The sequence below is a fragment of the Wolbachia endosymbiont (group A) of Norellia spinipes genome (assembly GCF_964273535.1).
In genome coordinates this window covers 173,972-199,437 of the sequence record NZ_OZ187006.1, presented here as the reverse complement: position 1 = coordinate 199,437, position 25,466 = coordinate 173,972, and the positions used below count along the sequence as shown (strand labels likewise).

Sequence of the window (25,466 nt, the reverse complement as noted above, 5' to 3'; positions counted from 1 at the left end):
CTATTAACTTAAACAATTAACAGCCTTCAGATCAATCGCCTTGAAACTACTTGGAGGAGTGACATCGCTCATAAAACTCCTTGGCTGCTCGTTATCTGTTGCTGTTTTCTCAATATTAACAAACCCCCTTTGTTGCTCATTGTTTTCTAATGTTCTTTCCATACGATCTTTGAAAGTAGTCAAAAATCTATCAGTTTGTTTGTAATTTGGACATGATTTTTTTGCAGATAAATATAAGAGTTTTAACAGCTCGTTACGACTTTCATCATTAAATAATGACCTATCTAGAATGGTTGACTGTAGTTTTACTGGATCAAAATTTAGGCTTTTCTTTGGAATGCCGCATTTTGAAGCTGTTTCTTCTAATACTTTTTCAAATTTTATAGCAATATCTGCTGCATCCATTACTTTTGCCACTTGATTAAGCTCTTGTATTTTATTCTCTATTTTATATTCATCTTGTTTTACAAAAGGATAAAAGAAATTTATTACTTGAGATATAAATGAAGTTGGTCTACCTGCTCCACTTGTCACTGGCAGATTGTCTGAATTTTTAATTTCCCTCTTCTTTATACGTGCAGTACAAACTTGATCTGTAGGTTTTGTTTTACAAAATATATCCTTTACCTTACTATAAAGTGCTTGAGTATTTTGTTCTGATCGAAATGCTTTATCAACAAAATTGTCAGCCTCTTCTTTAAAATCTTTAGCTTCTTTGGCAGATTTTTCAGAAGCGCTTTTAGCTACCTCTGCTGCTTTCTGAGCGTTCTGAATTTCAATTTTTGTTTGATTCATCTTGCGCAGAAACTGATCAGCAACTGCAGCACCTATTCCATCTTCTCCCTTTGAGCCTTTAGGACCAGGCGCTCCTGTGTTGCCTTTAGGACCTACTAGACCTTGAGCACCTTTATTTCCTTGAGGGCCTCTTGGACCTGCATTTCCTTGGTCACCTTTTTCTCCAGGCATTCCTGGCAACCCAGTATCCCCTTTATCACCCATATCGCCTTTTGGACCAGCATCCCCTTTATTACCAGACACACCTGGCGCTCCATCTACTCCTTTGTCACCTTTTAATCCAGCCGTACCCGGCGCTCCGGTATCTCCTTTATCACCCATATCGCCTTTAGGACCTATGTCTCCCTGATCACCTTTTATTCCAGGCATCCCTGGTAATCCATCTACTCCTTTGTCACCTTTTAATCCAGCCGTACCCGGCGCTCCGGTATCTCCTTTATCACCCATATCGCCTTTAGGACCAGCATCCCCTTTATTACCAGACACACCTGGCGCTCCATCTGTACCTGAAGCACCATCTACTCCTTGAGGACCTATATCTCCCTGATTACCTTTTATTCCAGGCATCCCTGGTAATCCATCTACTCCTTTGTCACCTTTTAATCCAGCCGTACCCGGCGCTCCGGTATCTCCTTTATCACCCATATCGCCTTTAGGACCAGCATCCCCTTTATTACCAGACACACCTGGCGCTCCATCTACTCCTTGAGGACCTACTGGACCTGAATCTCCTTTATCACCTTTAGGACCTACTAGACCTTGAGCACCTTTTTCTCCTTGCGTGCCATTAAAGCCTTGTAGACCTGGCAATCCATCTACTCCTTTTGCACCCATATCCCCTTGATCACCTCTAGGACCTACTAGACCTTGAGGACCTGTATCTCCCTTTGCTCCCGGCAATCCATCTGTTCCTGGTGCTCCAAATTCACCTTTATCCCCTTTTAGACCCTGAGAACCTTTCTCCCCTTGCGTACCATTAAAGCCTTGAGAACCTTGTATACCTTCGTCACCTTTTTCTCCAGGTATTCCTGGCGCTCCATCTGCTCCTTTATCTCCCTTACCACCTTTTGGTCCTTGAACTTTTCCTGGATTTTTCCTTAATTCTTCTGAAATGCTTTTTGTTAGCTCAGTACTGTTTGCAAGTTTCTCTACCAATGTATCATTGTCAGCACTACTTAGTAACGCGTCTGCTAAATCTTGAGCTCTGTCATCAATTAGTTTAGTAGCTATTCCTTCGTGAATATTTTCATCATAAAGTCTTCCTATAATCTGTTGCTCTAGCAGTAAATTTCCACCTTTATCACGATATTCAAGTACTTTATTCGCAATGGTTTCATTGTCAATTAATTTTTGTGCAACCCCAGTATGCAGACTTGAACTGCCTGCAAGTTCTTCCATTAACATTTTTCCACTGGAATCAGTGAAGTTAAGCATCATCTCCTTAAACCCAGTGGCTCTAGTAGTGACTAGCTTATCTGCAACTTCTTCAGGATTTGCATCCATGCCACTATGCCCTTGTTCACCCTTTGCGCCTCTTGAAACAGAGAGGCCCTTGAAACCTCTAGGACCTTGTATACCCTGTTCTCCTTTATCTCCCTTGAAACCTTGTGGACCTACTAAACCTTGATCACCTTTATTTCCTTGAGGGCCTCTTGGACCTGCATTTCCTTGGTCACCTTTTTCTCCAGGCATTCCTGGCAACCTAGTATCCCCTTTATACCAGATACACCTGGCGCTCCAGCAACTCCTTGAGGACCTACTGGACCTGAATCTCCTTTATCACCTTTAGGACCTACTAGACCTTGAGCACCTTTTTCTCCTTGCGTGCCATTAAAGCCTTGTAGACCTGGCAATCCATCCATTCCTGGTGCTCCAATTTCACCTCTATCTCCCTTGAGACCAAGATCACCTTTTTCTCCTTGTACACCTTGCGTACCATTAAAGCCTCTTGGACCTACTGGACCTCTAAGACCTTGAGCTCCATCTGCTCCTTTAGAACCCGGGGTTCCATCTTTACCAGCTTTACCTTGCGCTCCTTCTTTACCTTGCAAACCAGATTCACCTTTCCAACCTCTCAGCCCTTTAGGACCACTACTACCTTCATTACCTTTCTCTCCCTTCGCTCCACTTGGGCCTTGTGGCCCTATAAGCCCTAAATCACCTTGTTTGCCTTTAGGGCCTTGTGGCCCTATATCCCCCTTTGAGCCTTTCAATCCCGTTTCTCCACGATCTCCTTTTGGACTCGTTATACTCAACCCTGGCATTCCCTTTTCTCCCTTTGGACCTTGTGGGCCACCAGCTTCTCCTTTTTCACCTTTTGGTCCTCCAGGCATTCCATCTAGTCCTGGTGATCCAGGTGCACCTGGATCACCCTTTTGGCTTGGATAGCCGTAACCCGAATAACCTTGATCACCCTTGTCACCTTTCTCTCCAGGCAACCCGTTTAGACCTGGATGACCTTGATCCCCTTTAGGACCTGGCTTTCCTGTTAGTCCTGAGACTGCATAAAACTCGCCTTTTTGGCCCTTTTCTCCAGGTATGCCTGGCAGCTCATCGAGACCACGTGGTCTTGGTTCGCCTCCTTGACCTGGCAAACCTCTTGGCCCAGGAGGTCCATCTAGTCCTTTAGGACCAGGGGTTCCGTCTCTACCATCTTGACCTGGATAACCTTTCTCACCTCTTAGACCTTGAGGACCTGGATAACCTGGCTCACCTTTAGGACCTACTGGACCTGGAGAACCAACTTCTCCTCTTAATCCTTGATCGCCCTTTTCACCCTTTATACTTTTTTTTAAGTTTTTATTATTTGCAATTTCCTTCGGCAGGTCTTGAGTAACATAGTTATTAAGTGTTTTACCTTTTAATTCAGTTATAGGTGTATTAAACAGCGCTTTTTCGAATCTTTCTAGTTCACTTGATAATAAAATAGCTGCCACATTCTCGGGCTTTGCATCTCTTCCTGGCTCACCTTTAGGACCTGGATAACCTTTTCCACCTGGAAGACCTGAATGATCTCTAAAGCCTGGCGACCCAGGCTCGCCCTGTCTACCTTTTTCACCTGGAATACCTGGAATACCTCTAGGACCTGGAAAACCTTCATAACCTCTTAGACCTTTATCACCTGGAGGACCTCGATAACCTGGAAGTCTAGGCATTCCTTCTACTTGTTCTGTATGTCTTAATTGCTTAATTTGCTCTTTTAAATGTTGAACTTCTGCTTTTAAGTCTTCAAATTCTCTAGTATTCACCACATCAACCTCCAAAAAGTTACCAAAATTTTCTAAGTTATAATAATAAGGATATAAATCTAAGTTATGGCTGTAGTTATATCCTACAAAATCAGGTTTTAAACCATAAAAATTCTTACATTCGCTATTTTCATCTGATATGCAGCCAACATAATTATTACCTAATTTTTCTGTTGCGAAATAGCTATTTTTCACATTCAATCTCTTTATTCCATGAAAAGGAAATAATTTGAAATCATCACTTCTCCGATCGAATATTGGAACAACATTATTCAACATACCAACCTTACTACCAGTGGAATTATATACCTCAACACTCCTGTAAGATTGGTATAATTGATTTTCCGATCCCTTAAAAAATTGTCTCCAATTCGTATATCAAGTCTATTGCCAATAAGACTCATATTTTTACTACTTATTACATCTTTTGGATCTATTAAAACCTTACTACTTTCAAGTGGTTTAAATTTTATAGAACGTGTATCATAATCATATACATGAACATATTCACCATTCTTGCGGGATTGAGGTATAAAATCAATAGTAGCTATATTAATAATATTGCCATCATGGTAATAATAGTAATATTCACCTGAGTCAGTAACCAAAGCTAACTTGTTGTCATCTCCTACTTTTTCTAGCTTTAGTTGTAGTCCTTGAGATAAACCATTCAGCACCTTTTGTGTTCCACAGCTATAGTCAATCACAATAAGGCGCTGACCTCTAGGCTCATCAATAATAACGTAAGATGTAGTAGGTAGACTAACTGTTGTTTCGTTATTTACTCTTACTTTAGTAGTTATCACATAACGAGTTGCGTTACTACAGTCTTTACCTTGGGGCATCTTCCTTTTCTAGTTTAAAACGCATTTTCCCTTCCTTTGTGGTCTATGTTTTAGACACAGTTAATTTACAAACACTAATTATTGATTAATAATGGTGATATGTAAATATAGTTATAAAATAATTGTTACACTTGAATTCCTTCCTGGTTTCTGTTGTCATCATAACATTAAAAACACTTTAAGAAAGCTGCTTAGTTAAATTAACTTGGACAAGTAAATAGCAGTTTTGCAGCCTGTTTTTATGAATGAAGATAAAATGTTGTAGCCAAATGCGCTTTCAGCATTGTGCTGAATTGCAATATCTTTGTGCTCTAACTCCTCGTCGCGAAATTTACTTATAGTTTCTCTTAATTCCCCATCTTCTAAATGTGAAACTTGCTCTTTGTAGTGCTCCCCTATAACTTCTTCAACTGCAGCAGTGCAAGCCATAGCAGCTTTTTTGCCCATAATGGCAGTTGCAACGCCAAGTGACACTCCTAAAACACGCCAAACTGGCAACAAAACAGTAGGACGAACTTTTTGCTCTTTGATTTTCTCATTAAAATAGTGAAAATGCTTTTTTTCCTGCTCTTCCATTTCAATTATTTCATTGATTATAGAAGATTTTTTAAGAATAAATTTTTGACCAGAATAAATGCAAATAGCTCCATATTCCCCAGCATGATTTACTCTAATTGCCTGTTGCAAGAACTGATTGTTGCTGTACCTTAAATTATTTAGATTTCTTTCTTTCTCCACAATACACCTTACCTGATACGAACAGAGCTGCTATGAGATAAATTAAATTCCATGTTGCTAAGGAAACACCTAGAACGTAATGAGGTCTGTCACAAGATGGAGAGTAATTAGGATTTAGTAGATTATTTCTGAGCTCTTCTATACTAACGTTACCACTTGCTTGCTCTGTACAACCTAAAACATCATGAAATAAGTGGAGTTCAAGACCTACATGATAAAAAGATATTACTGCACCTATGAGGTAGCTGCAAAACGTTGCATAGATTAGAATTTTGTTGTCTTTAAGCATGCATACTACTGCAAGTAACCCTGCAACATAGTAAACTACCCGCTCGTATGTACATAACTTGCATGGCAGCATGTTGAAAAAATATTCTAGCACATATGCAAAAATTAGAGCAAAAGCACTTGATAGCAGAAAGATTGTAGGAATTCTGGAGTTATTACACACGACTTTAAGTAAATTATTATAAAGACCCCTGAAAGTATAAAGCAGAGTATTCATTTTGCATAGGGATTTTTATTTTTTTTCAAAAGTAATCTGACTGGCACACCATCTACGAAGAAATTTTTTCTAAGATCATTAATTAAATAGCGTTTATAACTTTCATCAACACTTTCAGGTATGTTACATATCAAAGAAAAAGCTGGAGGTTTAGTACCAATTTGAGCGATATACTTCATTTTAACTGCTTTACCTTTTACAAGCGGGTGAGAGTGCCTATCTAAAGCATCAATTAGCCACTTATTCAGTTTTGCAGTGCTAACTTTCTTGTTCAAAGATTCACTCACTTCAAGACACTTATCTATCACATCGCCGCAGCGCATGCCTTTCAATGCAGAAATTGTTACAGTTGGCACTTCCAAGAATAACCGAGTCACTTCCTGTTGTTTGACAAATTTTATTAACTTACTTCTGTCATCCTTACCTATTAAATCCCACTTATTTAAAACAACAATAATCCCTTTCCCTCCCTTAATTGCAGCTTCACCAATTGATAAATCCTGCTGCTCAATACCAACTAGGGAGTCTAGCATTAAAACTACCACATGAGAGCGCTTGATTGATTCTAAGCTTTTTTCAACAAATCTTGATTCTAAGTCATCTATAACATTCGCCTTTCTGCGGATTCCTGCAGTATCAATGAGAGTAATTAGCTCCCCATTATGATCATATACAATATCTACAGAATCACGTGTGGTGCCTGGCTCTGAATTCACTATTACTCTGTTTTCTGTAAGTAGGCTGTTTAAAAAAGTTGATTTTCCGACATTTGGGCGACCGATGATTGCAATTCTAAGTTTACTGGACTCATTGCCCAATAGATCAGTGTTTTCGTTCAAATTTTCAATAACATCAGCTAATGCATCATAAAGATCAACCATGCCAAGATTATGTTCGGCAGAGATATACACCGGGCCAAGAAAATCAAAAAACTGCAAATAATCAACATTTTCAGACTTATGACTCTCGCATTTATTTGCTATCAGTATCACAGGTTTATTTATTTTTCTCTTCAGCCACTTTGCAAATTCTTTGTTTTGCTCATTTTGCACTTTTGCATCAACAAGAAAGAAAATGATGTTTGAATTGGATAGAGAAAATTTTATTTGTTCAATAACTTGTAGTGAAAAATTAGTTTGGTCGTTCCATCCTCCTGTATCTATAACTTTAAACTCTAAATCGCTAATTCTGCCTATTCCTTCTCTTCTATCTCGTGTAACCCCTGGAATATTGCTGACCACCGCTGCTTTTCTTCCCACCAATCTATTAAAAAGAGTTGATTTACCAGCATTTGGTAGGCCTACTATAGCGATTTTTAGCATAATTTAAGAGCACCTTCTATACACAGTAAATTATAACCGAAATCTTGCAATTTAACTATTGACTTTATAGATCACGCGAGCATAATACAACTAGAATTTCTTGTTTTATGTCAAGTAGGGGGATATATGGTAGGGCAAGATATAAATGAACAGCTTAGTTCTCTAGATGATGGCAGGCATTTTGAAGATGAGGCTATGGATGAGTCTGAGGATGAAGATACGCCTGAATTTAGGGCATCGTGTGAAAAACTCGAAGAAGAAATGAACCGTCCAGAAGTGATGTCGGAATTTCAATTAGATGGAGCAATATATGAACAAGTTGATGAACGTATGAAAGAAAATATCTCGAATGTATTGGAAGCTATACGTTAAGCTTTTAGGTTATGTGGTGAGAAGCGACTGACTGTGGGACAAATGATAAAGAAATGGATAAAATCTGTAGAACTTGGAGAAAGTCAAAAGATCAGGTTTGGCATGCCGTACTATGTGTTCTTCGAAGAATTATCAATAATAGATTATCTGATATCTAATGTGCACTTGCTAAAGAAGTTCGAGTTGTCCATTCATGAAAAACATCAACTAGATCTTCTTTCGTTAAAAATATCCGACCTAGTTTCAACAGGCACTTATGTGAGTGAGAAAGTTTTGGAGTTATTGCCAACAAGTCTACTGGAAAAACATAACAGCTATTTATCAAATCTAAAACAAATTGTATGTGAGGGCATTGAAAAAGATGGAGAAGAAAATGTGATAAAAGATGTTATAGTAGAAAGAGATAATAAATTTTATTGTATACAGTGTCCAGAAGCAAGCATTGTGATTCCTGCAAAATTCCTGAGTAATCCAGAATTTCAAAATTTAGATGGAGCATTAAAGATTGGGGAAGGAGATAATGTAATACGAATACAAGATGGAAAATATCATGATATAAAGGGCAGATTACAGATGACTTTTCCAATAAGCAACAGTGAAAAGATTGTAATGACTCTATCTTCTGAAAAGGCTGACAAACCAGAAAATGCCTCAAGCTTTGGCAAAATAATAGTACATATTGATGATAAAAGTTGTGAAATCTTCTCAAAGTACCTAAAAGAGCTAGAAAAAGAACCTCGTATAAGCAAGGTTGTTGAAGCTGCTAAAAGTTTTGCACAAACGAAAAGCAGTAAAGTTAGTTTACCTTCTTCTGTTCTAGAAAACGTTAGTCAACCACAACATTCTCAAAGTAGTGGCCAGGAATTACCAGCGCATTAACAATTATCATACATACACTGTTGCATATAGCAATAGTGTATGTGTATAGTTAATAGGGTTTGTAAACTTAATAAAGTCTACAACTAATTTGAAAACTACTTTATTGTATGCAAGACTTTGAAATACTAGAAAATCTAAAAACCAAAGCACTAGAAGCTGAAAAAGGAGGCGGTTCTAACAGAATCAATAAACAACACGAAAAAGGGAAATTAACTGCTAGAGAAAGGCTCAGTGTATTACTCGATGAAAATTCGTTCGAAGAATACGATAAATTCGTGAAGCATCACGCAACTGATTTTGGCATGCAAAATGCTAATTTTTTAGGTGATGGAGTAGTGATTGGTCATGGTACTATTTATGGCAGAAAAGTTTTCGTTTACTCGCAAGATTTTACTGTCTTTGGTGGGTCACTTGGTGCGTCACATGCAAAAAAAATATGCAAAATTATGGATATGGCAATTAATGCCAGGGTTCCAATTATCGGACTAAATGATTCTGGTGGAGCCAGAATTCAAGAAGGAGTAAATTCCCTTGCTGGTTATGGAGAAATTTTCCAAAGAAACGTAAATGCATCGGGCGTTATACCACAAATCTCTTTAATTATGGGTCCATGTGCAGGAGGGGCTGTTTATTCTCCAGCATTAACTGACTTTACTTTCATGGTAAAGAATAGTTCATACATGTTTATAACCGGACCAGATGTAGTAAAAAAGGTTACCTATGAAGATGTAAGCTTCGAAGACCTCGGTGGAGCAAAAATTCATACAAGCAAAACAGGAGTGGCAGATTTTGCATTCAATAATGATGTTGAGATGCTACTCAAAATGCGTGAATTCCTTACCTTTTTACCAGCAAATAATCAAGAATCACCGAAATCTGTACCAACCTGTAATGATGTTAATGAGATTGATGAATCCTTAAACACTCTAGTTCCTACCAATCCTAACACTCCTTATGATATGTATGAACTCATTGAAAAAGTTTGTGATGAGAAGAAATTCTTTGAACTAAAACCTGATTTTGCTCGTAATATTATAATTGGCTTTAGTAGAATTGGAGGAAATACTGTTGGTATTGTTGCAAATCAACCCATGCACCTTGCAGGATGTTTGGATATTGATTCTTCAAGAAAAGCTGCAAGATTTGTAAGGTTTTGTGACGCATTTAACATTCCGATCATCACACTTATTGATGTTCCGGGGTTTTTACCTGGTACAAACCAAGAATACAATAATATAATACAACACGGAGCGAAACTGCTTTACGCTTACGCTGAAGCAACTGTGCCGAAAATTAGCCTTATTACTAGAAAAGCGTATGGTGGTGCATATATCGTTATGAACTCGAAACATTTAAAAGGTGACATAAATTATGCTTGGCCAACTGCTGAAATAGCTGTAATGGGCCCTGAAAGTGCAGTTGAAATTATATTTAGGCATGAAAAAGATCAGCAAACGTTAATCAAAGAATATAAAGAGAAATTTGCTAATCCATTTTTTGCTGCATCACATGGATACATTGATGACATTATAGTGCCAAGTAAAACAAGGCATCACTTTCACAAAGCATTAGAGCTACTCAAAAACAAGAAAGTAGAAAGGATATGGAAAAAGCATGACAACTTACCTCTGTAACTTTCTTTTAGGCCTTGCTTGCAAGTTATGCAATATTATAAGTGTAATCAGTGTGCCGTTACCAAGACTCGAACTTGGGACCTCGTCATTACCAATGACGTACTCTACCACCTGAGCTACAACGGCAAGTTTATACATTATGATAATGAATAATACAAAAAAGAATAAGGAAAAAGAAGAGGAGAAAAAAAGATTAGCGAAAGCTTTAAAGCAAAATATTTTGAAAAGAAAAAAGCAGCAACAGAGTAGACAAAGCAGACCCCTTTCAAAATTTGTTTGTGGTGAGGAATTTTTAGGAAGAAGCGCCGCAGAATACCCAAACGTATTTGAGGAAGCTTTAACGACAAAATTACCATCAGAAACTTAAGTTTTGAAGGAGGTATCATGCCAGAACTACCAGAAGTAGAAGTAATCTCTAACTTTTTGCTTGATAAAATTAAAAACAAGCAAATTAGCAATGTTATAGTTAATAATTGGAATTTACGTGCCCCAATAACAAAAAATATTGATGATATGCTAAAGGGCAAAGTCATACGCAACATCAAGCGTAGAGGTAAGTATACGATCTGGAATACAGATGGTAGTATGGCTGTAATCATACATCTTGGCATGAGCGGAAAGCTTATATATGCTGACCATGATCAAGTGCGGAATAAGCACGATCACGTGGTATTTTTATTTTCCGATAATACTTCAATAATCTTTAATGATCCAAGAAGATTTGGATTAGTTATTATTTTAAGCAAAGAACAAGAAATAAATTTTTTTGATGGTTTTGGAATAGAGCCCCTCACGGATGAATTCAGTGGAGACTATTTACAGGAGTTGCTGAAAAACAAAAAAGTGAATATCAAATCAGCATTAATGGACAATAAATTAATAGTTGGCGTAGGCAATATATATGCTTCTGAAAGTTTGTTTAGAGCCCGCATATCACCACTCAGGTCAGCAAAAGACTTGACCTATAGAGAGTGCGAAAAACTTGCTGCTGAAATAAAAAATACTCTGAGTGATGCAATTGCTGCAGGCGGTTCAACACTGAAAGATTATGCACAGCCATCTGGATCTGCTGGATACTTTCAAAATAACTTTTACGTATATGGTAAAGTTCAAAAACCTTGCAAAATCTGCAACAATATCATAACACTTATACGACAAAATGGCCGTAGCACTTATTTCTGCAACGTATGTCAGAATTAAGATTTTATTTTTGAATATGACATTTTTACCTGAAAAAGATCCGATTAACTTGTTTTCAAAGTGGTATGAAGAAGTACTTAATTCTCCGTGTAAACAACCAACTGCAATGACGCTAGCAACTTGTAGCAAAGACTGCATTCCATCTGCAAGAGTAGTATTACTAAAGGAATATAGTAAAGAAGGTTTTGTGTTCTTCACTAACATAAATAGTAGAAAAGGAAAAGAACTGACCGAGAACCCTAAAGCTGCATTAGTGTTTCACTGGATAGAATTTGCTAGGCAAGTGCGAATTGAAGGAGATGTTAAACTTCTAAACGATGAAAGAACTGACAAATACTTCTCTTCTCGAGCGCGCGATAGTCAAATTAGCGCATGGTGCTCAAAACAATCGAGCATTCTGAAAGATTGGCAAGATTTTGAGCAAGCTATAAAATTGAAGGAGAAAGAATTTTACAATACACAAGTTTCTCGTCCTGACTTTTGGGTGGGATTTTGCGTAATCCCAAAAGTAATTGAATTTTGGCAAGAAGGTGAATATAGGAGACACACTAGGTTTAGATATACTCTTGTTGAGGGAAGCAATTGGAAAATAGAGCAATTATATCCCTAGCTACATTCGTTGTTGCAGACCCTTCTTAATTTACCATTGAGAATTGGATGACACCCTACTAATCCGAATTCTGGATTAAGGATAAAAAAGAGCAAATAACTTATAATTTTATAGCTAAAGTGACTTAGGTTTACCGATAATTTGAAAAACAACAAATTCGTCATTCCGCTACTTGTTAGCGGAATCTATCCTTGGCGGTATGACGTAGGGAAACCTTTCTTGGGTTAGTTATAGAAGGTTAAGAATTTTTCATTGGACAGGCTTCTTATACTTTTGGTGAGGTTAAATTTTGAAGTGAAAATTTTAATAAACAGCAAATAAACAAGTTTATCAAAAAAAGAGTTAAATGTTAGGGTTTTCAGCATTCCGGACAATTTAAAATCAACCTGGGATGGAGGAAGTTAGTGGCGGTCACATACTCTTTCATCACAATGATAAAGAAGCTTACCTTTATCTCTGACGTATTTTAAAGGAATTTTGGGATTATTGATGTCTTTACCACCAGTATCATGCCATTTCTTTTCCCATGTAATATAATATGGTTCAAGGTCTTGCGGCGTTAATTTATATATTTCTTTTAGCTCTATTCCTTCATAAATAGCAAATACCCAATCCACCTTTCGGTATTTTGCAATTATTGTAGGATTCATATGATGATGAGTAGAAAAGCTTTTTGTAAGAAGAGCATTTACTGATTTAAGCTCATATTCATTACCATACTCATCAATGACATCATTTCCCTCGCGTGCTGGAAGAATAGTGAGTCCAGTTAGTAATAAGACTTGTAGGATTTTTCCGCCGTTATCCTGAAAGATATCATTTATACCATGCTTAACAGCAAACTCCTGATACTTCCGTATATGAGGAAATATATCTTTCAGACATTTTCTGTCTTGATCCTGATTTAGAAGTGCAGTAGGTTCAACACCAAGGGCATCTGCTATGCGCTCAACATTATCTATAGAGATATTTCTCTCACCACGTTCAACGGAGCCTATATATGTTCTGTGTAATTCACATAAATCAGCAAGAGTTTCTTGGGAAAGCCCTTTTATATTTCTTATCTTTCGTATATTCTGGGAAAGAAGTAACCGCAAAGATTGTTTTTTTATTTTTGTCATCTTTGTAAGATAATAGTTGACAATTATAAGTCTACAGACTATAAGTATCTTTCATATGGTGCACATATTGGAAAAATTTAAATTTAATAGTAAACCCACATATATTACAGATAGGGGAGCTGCATATTGTGGAGACTCTCTTAACCTATTGCCACAATTACCAGACAATAGCTTAGACCTCGTAATAACCAGTCCACCGTTTGCTTTGCAAAGAAAAAAAGAATACGGAAATGAATCCCAAGCCGAATATGTTGCCTGGCTTAGTCGATTTGCAAAATTAGTACATAGCAAACTCAAAGATACAGGCAGTTTTGTACTTGATTTAGGTGGGGCTTATGAAAAAGGCGTGCCATCCAGAAGTTTATATAATTTTAGAGTGCTTATACATTTCTGTGATGACATAGGCTTCTTCCTTGCAGAAGATTTCTATTGGTATAATCCTTCTAAATTGCCAAGTCCAATTGAATGGGTAAATAAGAGAAAAATCAGAGCAAAAGATTCTGTTAATACAGTATGGTGGTTCAGCAAAACTGAGTGGCCTAAAGCAGATGTCACAAAGGTGCTAGGGAATACAGTGGCCGCATGAAAAAACTTATCGAGAACCCAAAGGCTTATTATACTCCAAAAGAACGACCATCAGGACATAATATTGGTAGTAGCTTTGGTAAAGATAATGGAGGAGCTATTCCATCAAATCTTTTGCAGATTCCCAATTCAGAATCTAACAGCCAGTATCTTGCTGCATGTAAGGAACTAGGTGTAAAAGAGCATCCAGCTCGATTCCCTGCTAAATTACCTCAATTTTTTATTCAGTTTCTAACACAACCAGGAGATGTTGTTTTAGATATTTTTGCTGGTTCTAACACAACAGGTTTTGTATGTGAGCAAGAAGACCGTTACTGGTTAGCATTTGAAGAAAATAGAGAATATCTTGCTGCATCTGCTTTTAGGTTCTTAAAAAAAGAATGCTCAAAAGAAACTATTTATCAACGCATTGTTCATGGTGAAGAGCAAGTGTTAAAGGCTAAGCAGTCTGTATTGGATCCTAAGTTCACTCAGCAGTCATTAGTAGTTTAGTTATGCTCTTTGTTCGTATCCGTTCAGCGGAGCGGCAAAATAAGGTAGACAAGGTAGTATAAAAAGATAACCATAGAGTAAAAGTGAGTTTACAACAAATGCCAGTGCGTGACACTGGGATGACAAAAAAGGGGCTACTCGGATGACAAAAAAAGGAGCACTGGAATGACAGCAGCCCTACGTCATACCGCCGCGGTATCTCTTAACATAGATCCCGCTAACAAGTAGCGGGATACTTGACCTTTACAGGGATGACGGTTGTCGGTAGGCCTAAATTACTTTAGCTATAAACATTAAGAAATTTACCAAATGAAAAAAAAGGCAAAAGAAGCCCTAGTCACTGTCTATTTTCTGTATTGGCGTTTTTTAAGTCTTAAACACTGCAATTTAGCTGCTTTTAAGTGCAACTCACCTTATCTTAAATGTTTAAGAAATTTACTAAGCAGAAAAAAAAGGCAAAGAAATCCCGTGTTAGCTAGTTGTCACTCTCTAATCCTGCAAATCGGCGTTCTATACTGTCTTAAACGACTTATAAGCGCGTTTCAGCTTGTGTAGGTAAAAACCCAGAAATGTTGTGAAGACATAAGGTGCACATAGTGCAAAAAATTAAAAATAAGACGCCAACTACGTTGTTTTTTGCTGTTTAATCTGCACAGATGAAGATAACTGAATACCTTCAGTATTATGATAAGGGGACTGGGGGAATTTGTCAAGTAGTTTCTACCTGAAACCAGAATATTCGCACAGTTGGAAAATGGTTGCGGGAGTAGGATTTGAACCTACGGCCTTCAGGTTATGAGCCTGACGAGCTACCGAGCTGCTCCATCCCGCGTCGTTGTTTATTTAGCTATTATACTTGCAATTATAGGATATACAAGGATAAAATCCGCTATGGGTCGTATATTAGTATATTTATTAACTTTTTTTGACATAATAGTTAGCTATATACGTCATAACCTACGTAATGAAAAATATAACTTGATACTGTGGTTTCCTGTGTGTCAGTGTGTAGGGATTTTAACCTATTTTTCCCTAAGTTTTGAACCAAGCTGCATTTTCACTATATCTATTTTTCTTTTGCTTCCACCTACACTAACTCTGATTGCGATACTGCACAAAAGGTACACAATACTATGCATTGCTTTAATTGCAGTGCTCATAGGATTTACAGCTAGTAAATTAAGAACAGCTTTAGTTGATACTCAAATTCTTGATAAAGAGAGATACGTAAAAGATATAATTGCCACAGTGAAGGACATTAATGACAGGGGCTCATACAAACAATTTCTGCTTTCTGTCTCTACTATCTCAAAATCCTCTCCTGTCATCCCAGCACCCCCTTTTGTCATCCCAGTACTTGATACTGGGATCCAGAAAAAAAAGATATGGATTCCAGCGTTACGCGCTGGAATGACACCGGATAGAGCTCTAGATAACATCAGAATATCAGTTAGAACCAAAGTGGAAAAAGGCATTAAAATAGGCGATCAAGTAAAATTATCAGCAAAACTCTTCCCTCTAAAGATTGCGCCCTCGGAGCATGCATATGATTTTGCAAGAATAGCATATTATCAGAAAATAAGTGCAACAGGTTTTGCAACAAGCAAAATAGCTTTGCACAAAAAGGCTGAAGCAAGGAAATTTCAAGAATATATAGAATCTTTCCGTCAATACATTTATGAAAACCTGCAGCAAAATATTAAAAAACCACATGCAGACATAATTTCTGCATTACTAATCGGCAAAAAGGACGGAATAGACCAAAAAACTATGGATGCGATAAGAGATTCAGGTATAGCACATTTGTTTGCCATATCTGGTTTGCATTTATCATTTGTTGCTGGCCTGTTTTTTATAGTGTTTCGTAATTTATTCGCAATATCTGAAACTTTGACTCTTAAGTATAACACCAAGAAAATATCTGCATTCCTTACTATCTTGCCAACCACGTTTTATTTGTTGATTACCGGTATGCAAATTTCTGCTCAGCGTGCCTACATCATGGTGATTTTAGTACTCGTTGCAATAATGATAGAGAGAAAATATCGAGGGTTAATAGCAATTGCGTTTGCTGCTGCAGTGATACTCTCAGTAGAACCAGAAGCAATTTTAAAGCCAGGCTTTCAGATGTCATTTTCTGCGGTTTTGGCACTGGTTGCCAGTTATCAAATTAATGCTAATAAATTGTTCAAAATAAAAATAATGAAATATTTTGTGTCGATAATGATCAGCTCAGTAATAGCAAGTTTAGCAACTGTTCCGTACATGATATACAATTTTAATTATTTTTCAATTAGTGGTATTATCACAAATTTAGTTGCTATACCAATAGTTACATTAATTATTATTCCACTTGGAATAATTTATGTCTTATTGATTCCTTTAGGTATTGAATGGATTATAGCGCCATTTATAGAGCGCCCAATTGACAGTATCTTGTATATAACAAATGCAATCGCTAGTCTTCAGTATTTGGTTATTCCCATTCGTACTTTTCCTGCCTCATCAATTATTATCATAACACTTGGTTTATTGTGGCTGTGCTTGTGGGAAAGAAATTGGCGTTTCTTCGGAATTTTCTTTATTGTACTAGGTATTTGCTTTAGCACCGCATATAAAACCCCCGACATCCTAATAAATGCTGATAATGTTGCTGCAAAGGAGAGTGATAACTTACTATATTCTCTCACCAGAAAAAATAGGAACTTTGTTGTCAAAACATGGGCGAAACAAAATGGGCAGAACCAAATTTTGAATCATACAAAATATAGCAATCCAGATAAAAGACTAAAGTGCAACGATTATGGCTGTATATATAATAAAGGAAATAATAAATCAGTACTGCTTGCTTATAAAAAAGAAGATATTTCAGAAAATTGTGATAAAGTTGATTTAATAATTCAATTAAGTGAATTCGACTATTCAGTTTGTAATACTAGAACTATTAAATACACCAATCTAAAAACATATGGCACACATTCAATTTGGTTAACAAATCGTTACGTAAAGATTAATAAAGTGCGCTCTAACCGGCCTTGGCATAAGTTAAAAAGCTTGATTTTAAAGTGTTGTTAACAATAATTAATTAAATTTAAATGTAAGGAAATTTATGTATTTAGGTACTCAAGAAGGAAATTCTTTAAACCTCAACCTAACTCATGATCATAATGTAGCCAGAATAAATGATGCCATTGGTTTTCTCCCTAAAGCATGGCATGCAGCAAAAAAATATTCTGTAAATAATACCCTACCTATAGCAGTTGTGAACACTTGGCTTCAATTTTCTCTAGCCTACATAACTGCAATGGTAATAACCCTTAACGATTTAAGCTTTATTGCTACTTTTAACCCAACATTAATGCCAACTTACTTTCTGGTTTCTGTTATTTTTGGAGTAGTTTTATTAACCTCTCTTGCTCTAAGATATATATACAAGCAAGAAATAAAAGATGAGAAATCAAAAGATGGTGATAGCCCAATAGATATAAAGATTAGAGGTGGAAAAAGTGATGAAATAAATGAGATTGCTCAAAATGCATTAACAATAGAAATTGTTCCTGATTTGGTCGATAAAAAGCAAGGTTTTTCAATAATTTTACCAATCTCTGAAAAACAGGGAGAAATATTAGAAAACAAAAGACAAGAGAATAGAAATAAAGTTATTTTGCTTACTGTGCCATATGTGCTGAGCGGTCTAATTGTAGCTGGTGCATTGATACAAAATAAATTTAGCTTTGCCAATGTTCATGGTTGGGAAGAATGGGGTTTCATTGCATTCGTGAGTGCTGTCTTCATTGTTGGAATATGTATAGCATTGAGTAAATTAAAAAGTAATGAAGTAAATAACGCATGCAATATTGTTAAAAAATTCGATAATGTGGATATTTTACTCCCATGGAGAAAAGGTAGTGTTGTATCAGTAATGGAGAATAAATTTAAGAGTGAAGAGGAGAATGATCCGATATCTCGATTGGGAAGATTAGTTAATAGACACCTAACTGACTTTATTGATAAAATTTGCTGTTTATTTAAGAACGATCTTTTAAAGCCTGCAAATATTAACATTAAAGAAACGCTTGGCAGTATAGGGAAGGATCTCAAAGCTTTACTTGATAAATTAGAAAAAGATATAAAGAAAAATGTGGATGAGGTGAAAACAACTGCTAGTAAAGAAATAACTGACTGCCTGAAAAATATTAGTAAAAGTGTGGATGTTCTGTGTAAAGAAGTTAGCGGAGACGTAAAAGGTAAACTGAGTGAAGTGGACGTAGAAAAGGTAATGAGTTTAGTAAACAACTTGAGTAATCTAGCAGAGACTTTAGAAGATAGAATATCTAGACTTAAACCTGGAGCCCGTATGGGATTATCCGGAGCGACTTTTGCAGATGAAAGATTACCTAACGCACCTAATAACCCCAACCCTCAACAAAATGGGCAAGGAAGCAGTAGTCAATCTAATACTGATCGATCTGCAAATAAAGATATGCAAACTAGTACTAATGAATCTGCAGATCAAGAGATACAGACACAGTTATTAGAAGAACACAACCGACCAAGTGAGCCTGATAATGAAGATAATACTGATCAATTAGTAGATGAAGAGAAGAAGCTACAAGAAAAAATGGCAGTCTTAGAAAAACAAGACAGAGTAAGGCAGCTGAAAAAAGATTTATTTGAACGAGAAAAAACAGATGAATGGAAAGAAAAAATCAACGGCAAACCAAGTGACTTTCTATATTATTTATTAGAATCTATTAAGCTGGAAGAAAAAGATAATAAAGAAGAAAAGGTTGAGGCAACACTACGGGATTTTGATAACAAGATAATAATTCACTGGAAAGATGGCTCTCAAACAACTTGCCATATTAAAAAACAAGGTGATCTTCCTAGTACAAAAGTTGATTTCGTAAATCAAAATATTCAAGCAGCATGGGAAATGGCGCGGGGTAAATCACTATAGATCACTCAGTAATAACCTTAAGTGTTAATAATGATAAGGAGAAATTAAGGCTAGATATCTACGTAGCTGAAAAGTGCAACATATCACGCAGTAAAGCTCAAAGATTGATACAAAATGAGCAGGTGAAATTACTTGGCATACCGATAATTAATAATGATCACATAGTAAAACCAGGTGAAGAGTATGTGGTGCATCTCGTTCAACCTGACATATCCACATCAATTGAGCCTAATTATGACATAAAACTTGATATCGTCTATGAAGATGAGGACATTATAGTTCTGAGTAAACAAAGTGGATTAACAGTGCACCCTGGTGCTGGGACAAACAATGATACGCTCTTGAACGCAGTTATCGCTCACCTTGATGTAAGACCAAGAATTGTTCATAGACTCGATAAAGATACCAGTGGGCTGATGGTAATTGCAAAAAATGAGGAAGCCCATAGTTTTTTGTCTGAGTTGTTATCAAATCGTAAAGTAAAGCGGGAATACTTAGCAGTAGTTTGGGGAACATTGTCTACTCAACAAGGAACGATAAAGACTAACATTGCTCCAAAGCGTGGTAATAAAGAAATGATGTGTGTAACAAAAATCACAGGCAAATTAGCAATCACTCACTATTTAGTGCAGAAAGTTATAGGACAAGTAAGCCTGGTTAAATGCACTTTAGAGACAGGTAGAACACACCAAATTCGAGTCCACATGAGCCACATAGGACATTCCATAGTTGGTGATCAAGTTTACGGAAAAAATAGTAGTAAAAGCACAAAATATGCTAAAAACTCTAGTTTCATTCATAATTTCAATAGGCAAGCACTACATGCTTATACACTGGGCTTATACCACCCAAAAAGTAAGGAATACATGGAATTTGTCTCTGATTTACCGCAAGATATAAAAACTTTAATTGGTGAGTTTGAAAATATACCTAAGAAAGGTTTACCTGATTTTTGAAGTAACGGCATCATTGCTGGTATAGCTAACCCAAGAAAGGTTTCCCTACGTCATACCGCGATTCATTCGCGGTATCTCTAGATCCCGCTAACGAGCAGCGGGATGACGAATTTTTGTTTTTCAAATTGTAGGTAAACCTAAGCCACTTTAGCTATATATATCTTTGGCTGAAATAAATTAAGATTTACTGCAGCTACAATAAGTACTCTTATCATCACATTTTGGTGTTAAGTCGGGATAGAACGTGAGTATAGCATCATTCTTTCTTACAAACACTGATTGATAATTGTCATCTTCCATTTCATATAGGCACATTCCATCTTTTCCTAATTCCTTGAACGCCTTAGTTGCAGAAATTAAAATATCATCGGCATGAAGGTTATATGCGTATCCATTTGGGCATTTAACTTTCACTTCCCCATCCTTACCCAAATATTTCATTCCAAATGTATAAACTGGTGGCTTAATATCTGATTTATTGCATAGGGACTTATCATTCCAAATTGCACCTGCCCATTTATCTTCTTGAGCTTCAACATATCTACCTACAAAATGCATACCACCTAAATGGTAGTGATTTAAGTAAAGAAGTCACTCTGACAGCGAACTTAACATCAGTGGCAAAAGAATCAATTGAGGAGTTAGATATTGCTGATTATGTTAAAGTACAAGAGGTGCTCAAGGATTTTTTTTCACCAGTTATTCAAAGAACTTGAGGTCAGAAGTATTAATGTTCAGCTCTGTTGTAGGAGGAGGAGTTGAACAAATACTTGATATGGAGATTAGTGAATTTATTTTATGGAGCAAATTAGCTAGGGAGTTCAAATGTCAGTATTATCGATAAAAATAGGTGCAGTACTTGATGGCAGTTTTAATACTGTAATAAAGGGCAGTAGTAGTCAACTTACTCATCTTGGTGAGAACATAAGAAAGCTTGACTCATCTTTAAAATCAGTATCAAAATTTAAGCAGTTGGGGTAGTGATGTTTTGACTAGCAGGAGGTCGTGGAAGGGCTTTGAAGATCAAGTAAAATCTTTAGCTAAACAAATGAAAGCAATAGAGAAACCGAGCAAAACTTTAAAAGCTGAATTTGATAAAGCTAAGTTTTCTGCAACAAAAGCAAAAGAAGCATATTTGAAAAAGAGAGATGCTTTGCATTCATTTAATGAAGAAGTAAGGAAAAGTGGAAGAAATATTAAGTCATTAGTAAGTGATCAATATAAACTTGGTTCTTCTATTGAAGTGCTAAAAGGTAAGTATGGTAAGCTTGGGTCTGCAATACGTAGTCACCAAAGTTTTTTAGCAAGCAAAGCACATTTTAAGTCACAAATTATAGAGACTATTGGGCTAGGGCTAACGCTTGCAGCTCCAGTTAAAGTTGCGATTGACTTTGAAAGTGCTATGGCTGATGTTACAAAAGTGGTAGATTTTAAAAAAGGAACGGATGAAGCAACTAAATTTGCAAAGAAGTTAAAAGAGATGTCACGCACTATACCATTATCAGCCGCAGAACTGGCACAAATAGCTGCAAGTGGTGGTCAACTTGGTATCAAGAAAGAAGATCTTTTTATGTTTACAGAAACAGTGGCAAAAATGTCTACAGCATTTGATATGTCTGCAGAGCAAGCAGGTGATTCTATAGCTAAACTCTCTAACGTTTATGGCATTGATGTTAGTAAAATGGAACATGTTGGTAATGTGATCAACCACTTATCAGATAACACTGCTGCTAAAGCAAGAGATATGGTTGAAACTCTAGCAATAGTTGGTGGTACTGCAAAGCAGTTTGGTTTGGATATCGAGAAAACAAGTAGTTTAGCAAATGCTTTCATTAGCTTAGGTAAAACACCTGAAAAAGCTGCAACTGCTATAAATGCTCTACTTAGTAAACTTCAGACTGCTGAAGAACAAGGAGGGGATTTTAAAGCAGCATTAGAGCAAATGGGAATAACTGCAGAAGAAATAGTACAAAGAATAAGCGAAAACGGCGAAGAAGCATTACTCTATTTTTTTCAAACTCTAAAGAAAATGGATAACCAGGAACGTTCTACAATCCTTATGAAACTTTTTGGTCAGGAATATCAAGATGATATTGCATTATTAGCTGGAAGTTTTAATAAGTATGAGGATGCAATAAAGTTATTGGCTAATACAGAAAAGTACAAGAGCTCTCTACAAGAAGAATTCAAAAATCGTGCAGACACTACAGCTAATAAATTACGACTTCTTCGAAATGCAATAGCTGAAGTTGGTATGAACCTGGGCTCAGTGATGTTGCCTACTTTAAAATCTATAGCTGAATTTTTACAAGAAAAAACTAGATATATAGCAGAGTTTGCAGAAAAATATCCAACTTTAACCACGGCGATCATGGGTACTGTAGCATCCTTGATAAGTTTAAAAATTGTAGCAGTAGGACTAGGATACGGATTTACATTGCTAGGAAGTACGATTTTTAGTCTGAAAGCAAACCTACTTGGAGTATTTTCATTTTTATCAGCTACAGTTTTTCCTGCAGTAGTAACAGGACTAAGAGCAATAACACTCGCTAACCCTATAGGACTTTTAGTTGCTGGACTTGTTACTGGTGCAGCTCTTGTTATAGCTAACTGGCAAAAGGTGAAAGACTTTTTCTCTAGCTTGTGGAAATCACTCATTGAACCTATAGGAAAAGCTTTTTCATGGATAGGGGAAAGTGTATTTGGAAAAGTATTGGAAAATAGCCCACTGAAAGAATTTGAAAAAAGAAAAACTGAAATAAAAGCAGTCCATACTCCCATAAAGAGTAATATTCTCAACAGTGGAAATCCTGTGCTAGGTAACAGTATAATTAAAGAATTTTCAAAGAGAAATAAAAATAGCTTCAGAGTCAAAAGCCTTATTGAGGAGAAAAAGTTTACAGAGAGCAATAAGATATTTGCAAGGAGTAAGTTTGAAAATAAAGAACAAAATAAAACTCAGAACATCACTAATAATTACACTATCAGCATTAAAGCAGAACCTAACCAAGATGTTCGTAGTCTTGCAGATGAAGTAATAAAAAGGATAAGAGAAAAGTCACGTGATGTTTTATTTGATACGGTAGAGACATTTTATTGATGCTATCTCTTGGTCCGTATAAGTTTGCTCCCACAAGTTTAAAGTATAGCAAAGAAAATCGTTGGAGCACGATTGAGTGTATTGAAAATATGCCACTATTACAAAATATCGGTCAAGGTGTAGAAAATATAGATTTAGAAGGAATGATTTATCTGCATAATCTCAACGGGCTAAATCAATTAAAGAGTGTGAAAGAAGCTGAAAAACCACATATTTTAGTAGATAGTTTAGGTAATATTTTAGGACAATTCGTAATTACTAGGTTAGAAGAAAAGCAGATGTATTTTTTACCTAATGGACTACCAAGAAAAGTTGAATTTAGTTTGAGTTTAAAAAGCTATAGATGACTGTATACTATGTGAGTAAAGAAAATGAGATGTTAGATCTGATTTGCTGGAAACATTACGGATTTACTGATGGAGTAGTGGAATTAGTACTAGCAGAGAACTTAGGTTTGGCAGAATACGGAAGCTTTTTGCCTGCAGGATTAAAGATAAAGCTTCCTACTATTAAGAAAATAGTACAAAAGTCAAAATTAAAGGTCTGGGAATAAATGCAGCCAGATTTTATAATAGATAAATGTGAATCAATTAAAGATAGAGTTATATCATTGCACCTTACAGATGAATCAGGAATAATAGATGATGTAGTTGAAGTGTGTGTTAATTACAGGGATGAAGACATAGATATTCCGAATGAATTGAACATAGCACTAGGTTATAAGGAATTTGGAATCTTTCCAATGGGTATATATACAGTCAACGAAGTGACTATACAGGGTCCACCTAAGACTCTACTAATCAAAGCTCATGCAACAAATTTAAGAATATCTTTGAAGGCAAAAGTATCAAAAGAATGGCGCCAAATTACCATAGAAAACTTAGTAAAAGAAATAGCCCAAAAACATGGATATGGATACAAAGTCGCTAAGGAATTTAAGAATGTATTGATACCCCATATTAATCAGGCAGATGAAAGTGATATAAGTCTGTTAACAAAGATCGCAACAGAGCGTGAAGCAATGGCAAAATTAGCTGGTGGGTATATATTGTTTATTTCAAAGAATATGGCAAAATCAGCCACAGGAAAAGCTTTAGGAACAACGACTATTAGACCTCAAGATACAATTAACTGGAAAGTACATTTTACCGTACGTGATAAGTATAATTCAGTAGTGGCAAAGTGGCATAGCTATGAAAAGGGCGAAACTATTAAAGAAACAGTTGGTAGTAGCGAGCCAAGTTATATTATGCTGGAACTTTACTCTAATGCAGAGTCAGCGCTGAGTGCAGCAAATGCCAAGTTGAAACAATTGAAGCGTAACAATGAAGCTTTAGATATAACTATGCCTGGTAATCCTCAAATTTTTGCAGAAGCTAAACTTAATCTTATAGACTTTAACCAAGCGGTAGATGGTGAATGGATAGTTAATAGAGCGGAGCATACTTTAAATAGCTCAGGTTACCTTACTATGTTGTCAGCATCTTTGAGTAAGTAATGTTAATAAAAAATGAGTAAATGATCTATTTAATATTAAAAAGATGTTGAATATGGATAAATTGGGTCAAGATACAAAAAACAAGCTGCATTTTTGGTGGCTTATAACAGTAATAGTATGTATTATTGCTACCTATTCCTACATGAAGGCAAAGGCTGCAGATAATTATAAAACGATATTACGCATTGCTTCTCAAAATTGTAACTTAGAGACTGTAAAATTCTTAGTAGAAAATCTATTAGATATTAATGTGCAGATCCCTAAATTAACAGCACTACATTATGCTGCAGAAGAGGGATGTGCAGAGGTTGTAAAATTCCTAGTAGAAAAAGGAGTTGATATAAATGCTACGAAATATGAAAGATGGACACCTTTACATGCAGCTACATATGAAGGCAAATTGGAGATAATTAGATTTTTATTAGACAAAGGTTCAGACCCTACCATTAGAGATACAGATGGAAAAACACCAAGGAAAATTGCTGTATTAAGATCACGGCATAATAAGGACAAACCTTATGATGAAATCATTAAGCTACTTGCAGAAGCAGAGGACCGATACGAATCAACAAAAAGTAATCACTAAAGCTGTAAGTTTTCTATAAT

26 protein-coding genes and 2 tRNA genes are annotated in these 25,466 nt (G+C 36.2%); 18 read left to right on the top strand and 10 right to left on the bottom strand.

Annotated elements, in window-relative coordinates:
• Positions 1 to 3: 3 nt before the first annotated feature.
• The 6 genes from ACFZP3_RS00990 to der form a co-directional block, all read right to left on the bottom strand.
• Positions 4 to 2,496, bottom strand: a complete 2,493-nt coding sequence (locus ACFZP3_RS00990) for a hypothetical protein (RefSeq protein ID WP_386086639.1) — start codon at positions 2,494 to 2,496, stop codon at positions 4 to 6.
• Entirely contained in the window at positions 2,412 to 4,322 is a 1,911-nt protein-coding gene (locus tag ACFZP3_RS00985; protein WP_386086637.1) for a hypothetical protein, read from the bottom strand. The genes ACFZP3_RS00990 and ACFZP3_RS00985 overlap by 85 nt, the downstream gene beginning before the upstream one ends.
• Positions 4,316 to 4,888, bottom strand: coding sequence for a hypothetical protein (locus tag ACFZP3_RS00980; RefSeq protein ID WP_386086635.1), 573 nt, complete (start codon positions 4,886 to 4,888; stop codon positions 4,316 to 4,318). The genes ACFZP3_RS00985 and ACFZP3_RS00980 overlap by 7 nt, the downstream gene beginning before the upstream one ends.
• 195 nt (positions 4,889 to 5,083) lie before the next feature.
• A complete protein-coding gene (locus ACFZP3_RS00975) occupies positions 5,084 to 5,626 on the bottom strand; it encodes a demethoxyubiquinone hydroxylase family protein (protein WP_253309557.1) in 543 nt (180 codons plus the stop codon).
• Complete coding sequence (locus tag ACFZP3_RS00970) at positions 5,601 to 6,131, bottom strand: disulfide bond formation protein B (RefSeq protein ID WP_253309556.1); 531 nt, start codon at positions 6,129 to 6,131, stop codon at positions 5,601 to 5,603. Before ACFZP3_RS00970 ends, ACFZP3_RS00975 begins: the two co-directional genes overlap by 26 nt.
• Positions 6,128 to 7,453, bottom strand: coding sequence for a ribosome biogenesis GTPase Der (gene der / locus ACFZP3_RS00965; RefSeq protein ID WP_253309555.1), 1,326 nt, complete (start codon positions 7,451 to 7,453; stop codon positions 6,128 to 6,130). Before der ends, ACFZP3_RS00970 begins: the two co-directional genes overlap by 4 nt.
• Positions 7,454 to 7,579: 126 nt before the next feature.
• Between der and ACFZP3_RS00960 the strand changes: the two genes are divergently transcribed.
• The 3 genes from ACFZP3_RS00960 (at position 7,580) to ACFZP3_RS00950 (ending at position 10,338) form a co-directional block, all read left to right on the top strand.
• Positions 7,580 to 7,825, top strand: coding sequence for a hypothetical protein (locus ACFZP3_RS00960; protein WP_386086633.1), 246 nt, complete (start codon positions 7,580 to 7,582; stop codon positions 7,823 to 7,825).
• Positions 7,826 to 7,867: 42 nt separating this feature from the next.
• Positions 7,868 to 8,704, top strand: a complete 837-nt coding sequence (locus tag ACFZP3_RS00955; RefSeq protein ID WP_386087094.1) for a hypothetical protein — start codon at positions 7,868 to 7,870, stop codon at positions 8,702 to 8,704.
• Between the two features lie 107 nt (positions 8,705 to 8,811).
• Positions 8,812 to 10,338, top strand: a complete 1,527-nt coding sequence (locus ACFZP3_RS00950; protein ID WP_253309552.1) for an acyl-CoA carboxylase subunit beta — start codon at positions 8,812 to 8,814, stop codon at positions 10,336 to 10,338.
• A 53-nt stretch (positions 10,339 to 10,391) separates the two neighbouring features.
• On the opposite strand, the gene ACFZP3_RS00945 is transcribed toward ACFZP3_RS00950, so the two are convergent.
• Positions 10,392 to 10,464 (bottom strand) — tRNA-Thr (locus ACFZP3_RS00945).
• Positions 10,465 to 10,477: 13 nt separating this feature from the next.
• Here ACFZP3_RS00945 and ACFZP3_RS00940 point away from each other — a divergent pair.
• From ACFZP3_RS00940 to pdxH, 3 genes are read left to right on the top strand one after another with little or no spacing between them, the layout of a single operon-like run.
• On the top strand, positions 10,478 to 10,705 hold the full coding sequence (locus tag ACFZP3_RS00940; RefSeq protein ID WP_386086631.1) for a hypothetical protein: 228 nt from the start codon (positions 10,478 to 10,480) through the stop codon (positions 10,703 to 10,705).
• Between the two features lie 17 nt (positions 10,706 to 10,722).
• Complete coding sequence (mutM, locus tag ACFZP3_RS00935) at positions 10,723 to 11,538, top strand: bifunctional DNA-formamidopyrimidine glycosylase/DNA-(apurinic or apyrimidinic site) lyase (protein ID WP_253309550.1); 816 nt, start codon at positions 10,723 to 10,725, stop codon at positions 11,536 to 11,538.
• Between the two features lie 16 nt (positions 11,539 to 11,554).
• Complete coding sequence (pdxH, locus tag ACFZP3_RS00930; protein ID WP_253309549.1) at positions 11,555 to 12,148, top strand: pyridoxamine 5'-phosphate oxidase; 594 nt, start codon at positions 11,555 to 11,557, stop codon at positions 12,146 to 12,148.
• Between the two features lie 401 nt (positions 12,149 to 12,549).
• Here the strand turns inward: pdxH and ACFZP3_RS00925 are convergent, their stop codons facing one another.
• A complete protein-coding gene (locus ACFZP3_RS00925) occupies positions 12,550 to 13,269 on the bottom strand; it encodes a helix-turn-helix domain-containing protein (protein WP_253309548.1) in 720 nt (239 codons plus the stop codon).
• 55 nt (positions 13,270 to 13,324) lie between these two features.
• Here ACFZP3_RS00925 and ACFZP3_RS00920 point away from each other — a divergent pair, with 55 nt between their 5' ends.
• Positions 13,325 to 13,855, top strand: a complete 531-nt coding sequence (locus ACFZP3_RS00920; RefSeq protein WP_386086628.1) for a DNA-methyltransferase — start codon at positions 13,325 to 13,327, stop codon at positions 13,853 to 13,855.
• Positions 13,852 to 14,346 (top strand): DNA methyltransferase, encoded by a 495-nt coding sequence (locus ACFZP3_RS00915; protein ID WP_386086626.1) that lies wholly within the window; start codon positions 13,852 to 13,854, stop codon positions 14,344 to 14,346. The genes ACFZP3_RS00920 and ACFZP3_RS00915 overlap by 4 nt, the downstream gene beginning before the upstream one ends.
• 755 nt (positions 14,347 to 15,101) lie before the next feature.
• On the opposite strand, the gene ACFZP3_RS00910 is transcribed toward ACFZP3_RS00915, so the two are convergent.
• Positions 15,102 to 15,178: transfer RNA gene (locus ACFZP3_RS00910), tRNA-Met, on the bottom strand.
• Positions 15,179 to 15,237: 59 nt separating this feature from the next.
• Here ACFZP3_RS00910 and ACFZP3_RS00905 point away from each other — a divergent pair.
• The 3 genes from ACFZP3_RS00905 to ACFZP3_RS00895 are packed head-to-tail and all read left to right on the top strand — an operon-like array spanning position 15,238 to position 20,262.
• Positions 15,238 to 17,421 (top strand): ComEC/Rec2 family competence protein, encoded by a 2,184-nt coding sequence (locus ACFZP3_RS00905; protein ID WP_386086624.1) that lies wholly within the window; start codon positions 15,238 to 15,240, stop codon positions 17,419 to 17,421.
• A 34-nt stretch (positions 17,422 to 17,455) separates the two neighbouring features.
• Positions 17,456 to 19,306, top strand: a complete 1,851-nt coding sequence (locus ACFZP3_RS00900; protein ID WP_253309546.1) for a hypothetical protein — start codon at positions 17,456 to 17,458, stop codon at positions 19,304 to 19,306.
• Positions 19,297 to 20,262, top strand: coding sequence for an RluA family pseudouridine synthase (locus ACFZP3_RS00895; RefSeq protein ID WP_253309973.1), 966 nt, complete (start codon positions 19,297 to 19,299; stop codon positions 20,260 to 20,262). The genes ACFZP3_RS00900 and ACFZP3_RS00895 overlap by 10 nt, the downstream gene beginning before the upstream one ends.
• Positions 20,263 to 20,439: 177 nt before the next feature.
• Here the strand turns inward: ACFZP3_RS00895 and ACFZP3_RS00890 are convergent, their stop codons facing one another.
• Positions 20,440 to 20,820 carry an EndoU domain-containing protein gene (locus ACFZP3_RS00890; RefSeq protein ID WP_353281511.1) on the bottom strand — a complete coding sequence of 127 codons (381 nt, stop codon included), beginning with the start codon at positions 20,818 to 20,820 and terminating at the stop codon, positions 20,440 to 20,442.
• A gap of 59 nt (positions 20,821 to 20,879) precedes the next feature.
• On the opposite strand from ACFZP3_RS00890, the gene ACFZP3_RS00885 reads away from it, so the two are divergent.
• The 7 genes from ACFZP3_RS00885 to ACFZP3_RS00855 all read left to right on the top strand — a co-directional run bounded on the left by ACFZP3_RS00885 (position 20,880) and on the right by ACFZP3_RS00855 (position 25,446).
• Positions 20,880 to 20,978, top strand: a complete 99-nt coding sequence (locus tag ACFZP3_RS00885) for a hypothetical protein (RefSeq protein WP_386086621.1) — start codon at positions 20,880 to 20,882, stop codon at positions 20,976 to 20,978.
• Between the two features lie 109 nt (positions 20,979 to 21,087).
• Positions 21,088 to 21,243, top strand: a complete 156-nt coding sequence (locus tag ACFZP3_RS00880; protein ID WP_353276151.1) for a hypothetical protein — start codon at positions 21,088 to 21,090, stop codon at positions 21,241 to 21,243.
• 7 nt (positions 21,244 to 21,250) lie between these two features.
• Positions 21,251 to 23,362, top strand: coding sequence for a phage tail tape measure protein (locus tag ACFZP3_RS00875; protein WP_386086619.1), 2,112 nt, complete (start codon positions 21,251 to 21,253; stop codon positions 23,360 to 23,362).
• A complete protein-coding gene (locus tag ACFZP3_RS00870; protein WP_039950887.1) occupies positions 23,362 to 23,709 on the top strand; it encodes a phage tail protein in 348 nt (115 codons plus the stop codon). Before ACFZP3_RS00875 ends, ACFZP3_RS00870 begins: the two co-directional genes overlap by 1 nt.
• Entirely contained in the window at positions 23,706 to 23,915 is a 210-nt protein-coding gene (locus ACFZP3_RS00865; RefSeq protein ID WP_006015620.1) for a tail protein X, read from the top strand. Before ACFZP3_RS00870 ends, ACFZP3_RS00865 begins: the two co-directional genes overlap by 4 nt.
• On the top strand, positions 23,916 to 24,860 hold the full coding sequence (locus ACFZP3_RS00860; protein ID WP_108783958.1) for a contractile injection system protein, VgrG/Pvc8 family: 945 nt from the start codon (positions 23,916 to 23,918) through the stop codon (positions 24,858 to 24,860).
• A gap of 52 nt (positions 24,861 to 24,912) precedes the next feature.
• Positions 24,913 to 25,446, top strand: coding sequence for an ankyrin repeat domain-containing protein (locus ACFZP3_RS00855; RefSeq protein ID WP_155968672.1), 534 nt, complete (start codon positions 24,913 to 24,915; stop codon positions 25,444 to 25,446).
• Positions 25,447 to 25,466: the final 20 nt, after the last annotated feature.

Bases quoted from the DNA above. Each gene is read 5' to 3' on its own strand.
- ACFZP3_RS00985 (WP_386086637.1), bottom strand. From the start codon at position 4,322: ATGTTGAATAATGTTGTTCCAATATTCGATCGGAGAAGTGATGATTTC.
- ACFZP3_RS00980 (WP_386086635.1), bottom strand. From the start codon at position 4,888: ATGCCCCAAGGTAAAGACTGTAGTAACGCAACTCGTTATGTGATAACT.
- ACFZP3_RS00970 (WP_253309556.1), bottom strand. From the start codon at position 6,131: ATGAATACTCTGCTTTATACTTTCAGGGGTCTTTATAATAATTTACTT.
- der (WP_253309555.1), bottom strand. From the start codon at position 7,453: ATGCTAAAAATCGCTATAGTAGGCCTACCAAATGCTGGTAAATCAACT.
- ACFZP3_RS00960 (WP_386086633.1), top strand. From the start codon at position 7,580: ATGGTAGGGCAAGATATAAATGAACAGCTTAGTTCTCTAGATGATGGC.
- ACFZP3_RS00955 (WP_386087094.1), top strand. From the start codon at position 7,868: ATGATAAAGAAATGGATAAAATCTGTAGAACTTGGAGAAAGTCAAAAG.
- ACFZP3_RS00950 (WP_253309552.1), top strand. From the start codon at position 8,812: ATGCAAGACTTTGAAATACTAGAAAATCTAAAAACCAAAGCACTAGAA.
- ACFZP3_RS00940 (WP_386086631.1), top strand. From the start codon at position 10,478: ATGATAATGAATAATACAAAAAAGAATAAGGAAAAAGAAGAGGAGAAA.
- mutM (WP_253309550.1), top strand. From the start codon at position 10,723: ATGCCAGAACTACCAGAAGTAGAAGTAATCTCTAACTTTTTGCTTGAT.
- pdxH (WP_253309549.1), top strand. From the start codon at position 11,555: ATGACATTTTTACCTGAAAAAGATCCGATTAACTTGTTTTCAAAGTGG.
- ACFZP3_RS00925 (WP_253309548.1), bottom strand. From the start codon at position 13,269: ATGACAAAAATAAAAAAACAATCTTTGCGGTTACTTCTTTCCCAGAAT.
- ACFZP3_RS00920 (WP_386086628.1), top strand. From the start codon at position 13,325: ATGGTGCACATATTGGAAAAATTTAAATTTAATAGTAAACCCACATAT.
- ACFZP3_RS00915 (WP_386086626.1), top strand. From the start codon at position 13,852: ATGAAAAAACTTATCGAGAACCCAAAGGCTTATTATACTCCAAAAGAA.
- ACFZP3_RS00905 (WP_386086624.1), top strand. From the start codon at position 15,238: ATGGGTCGTATATTAGTATATTTATTAACTTTTTTTGACATAATAGTT.
- ACFZP3_RS00900 (WP_253309546.1), top strand. From the start codon at position 17,456: ATGTATTTAGGTACTCAAGAAGGAAATTCTTTAAACCTCAACCTAACT.
- ACFZP3_RS00890 (WP_353281511.1), bottom strand. From the start codon at position 20,820: ATGCATTTTGTAGGTAGATATGTTGAAGCTCAAGAAGATAAATGGGCA.
- ACFZP3_RS00880 (WP_353276151.1), top strand. From the start codon at position 21,088: ATGTCAGTATTATCGATAAAAATAGGTGCAGTACTTGATGGCAGTTTT.
- ACFZP3_RS00870 (WP_039950887.1), top strand. From the start codon at position 23,362: ATGCTATCTCTTGGTCCGTATAAGTTTGCTCCCACAAGTTTAAAGTAT.
- ACFZP3_RS00865 (WP_006015620.1), top strand. From the start codon at position 23,706: ATGACTGTATACTATGTGAGTAAAGAAAATGAGATGTTAGATCTGATT.
- ACFZP3_RS00860 (WP_108783958.1), top strand. From the start codon at position 23,916: ATGCAGCCAGATTTTATAATAGATAAATGTGAATCAATTAAAGATAGA.
- ACFZP3_RS00855 (WP_155968672.1), top strand. From the start codon at position 24,913: ATGGATAAATTGGGTCAAGATACAAAAAACAAGCTGCATTTTTGGTGG.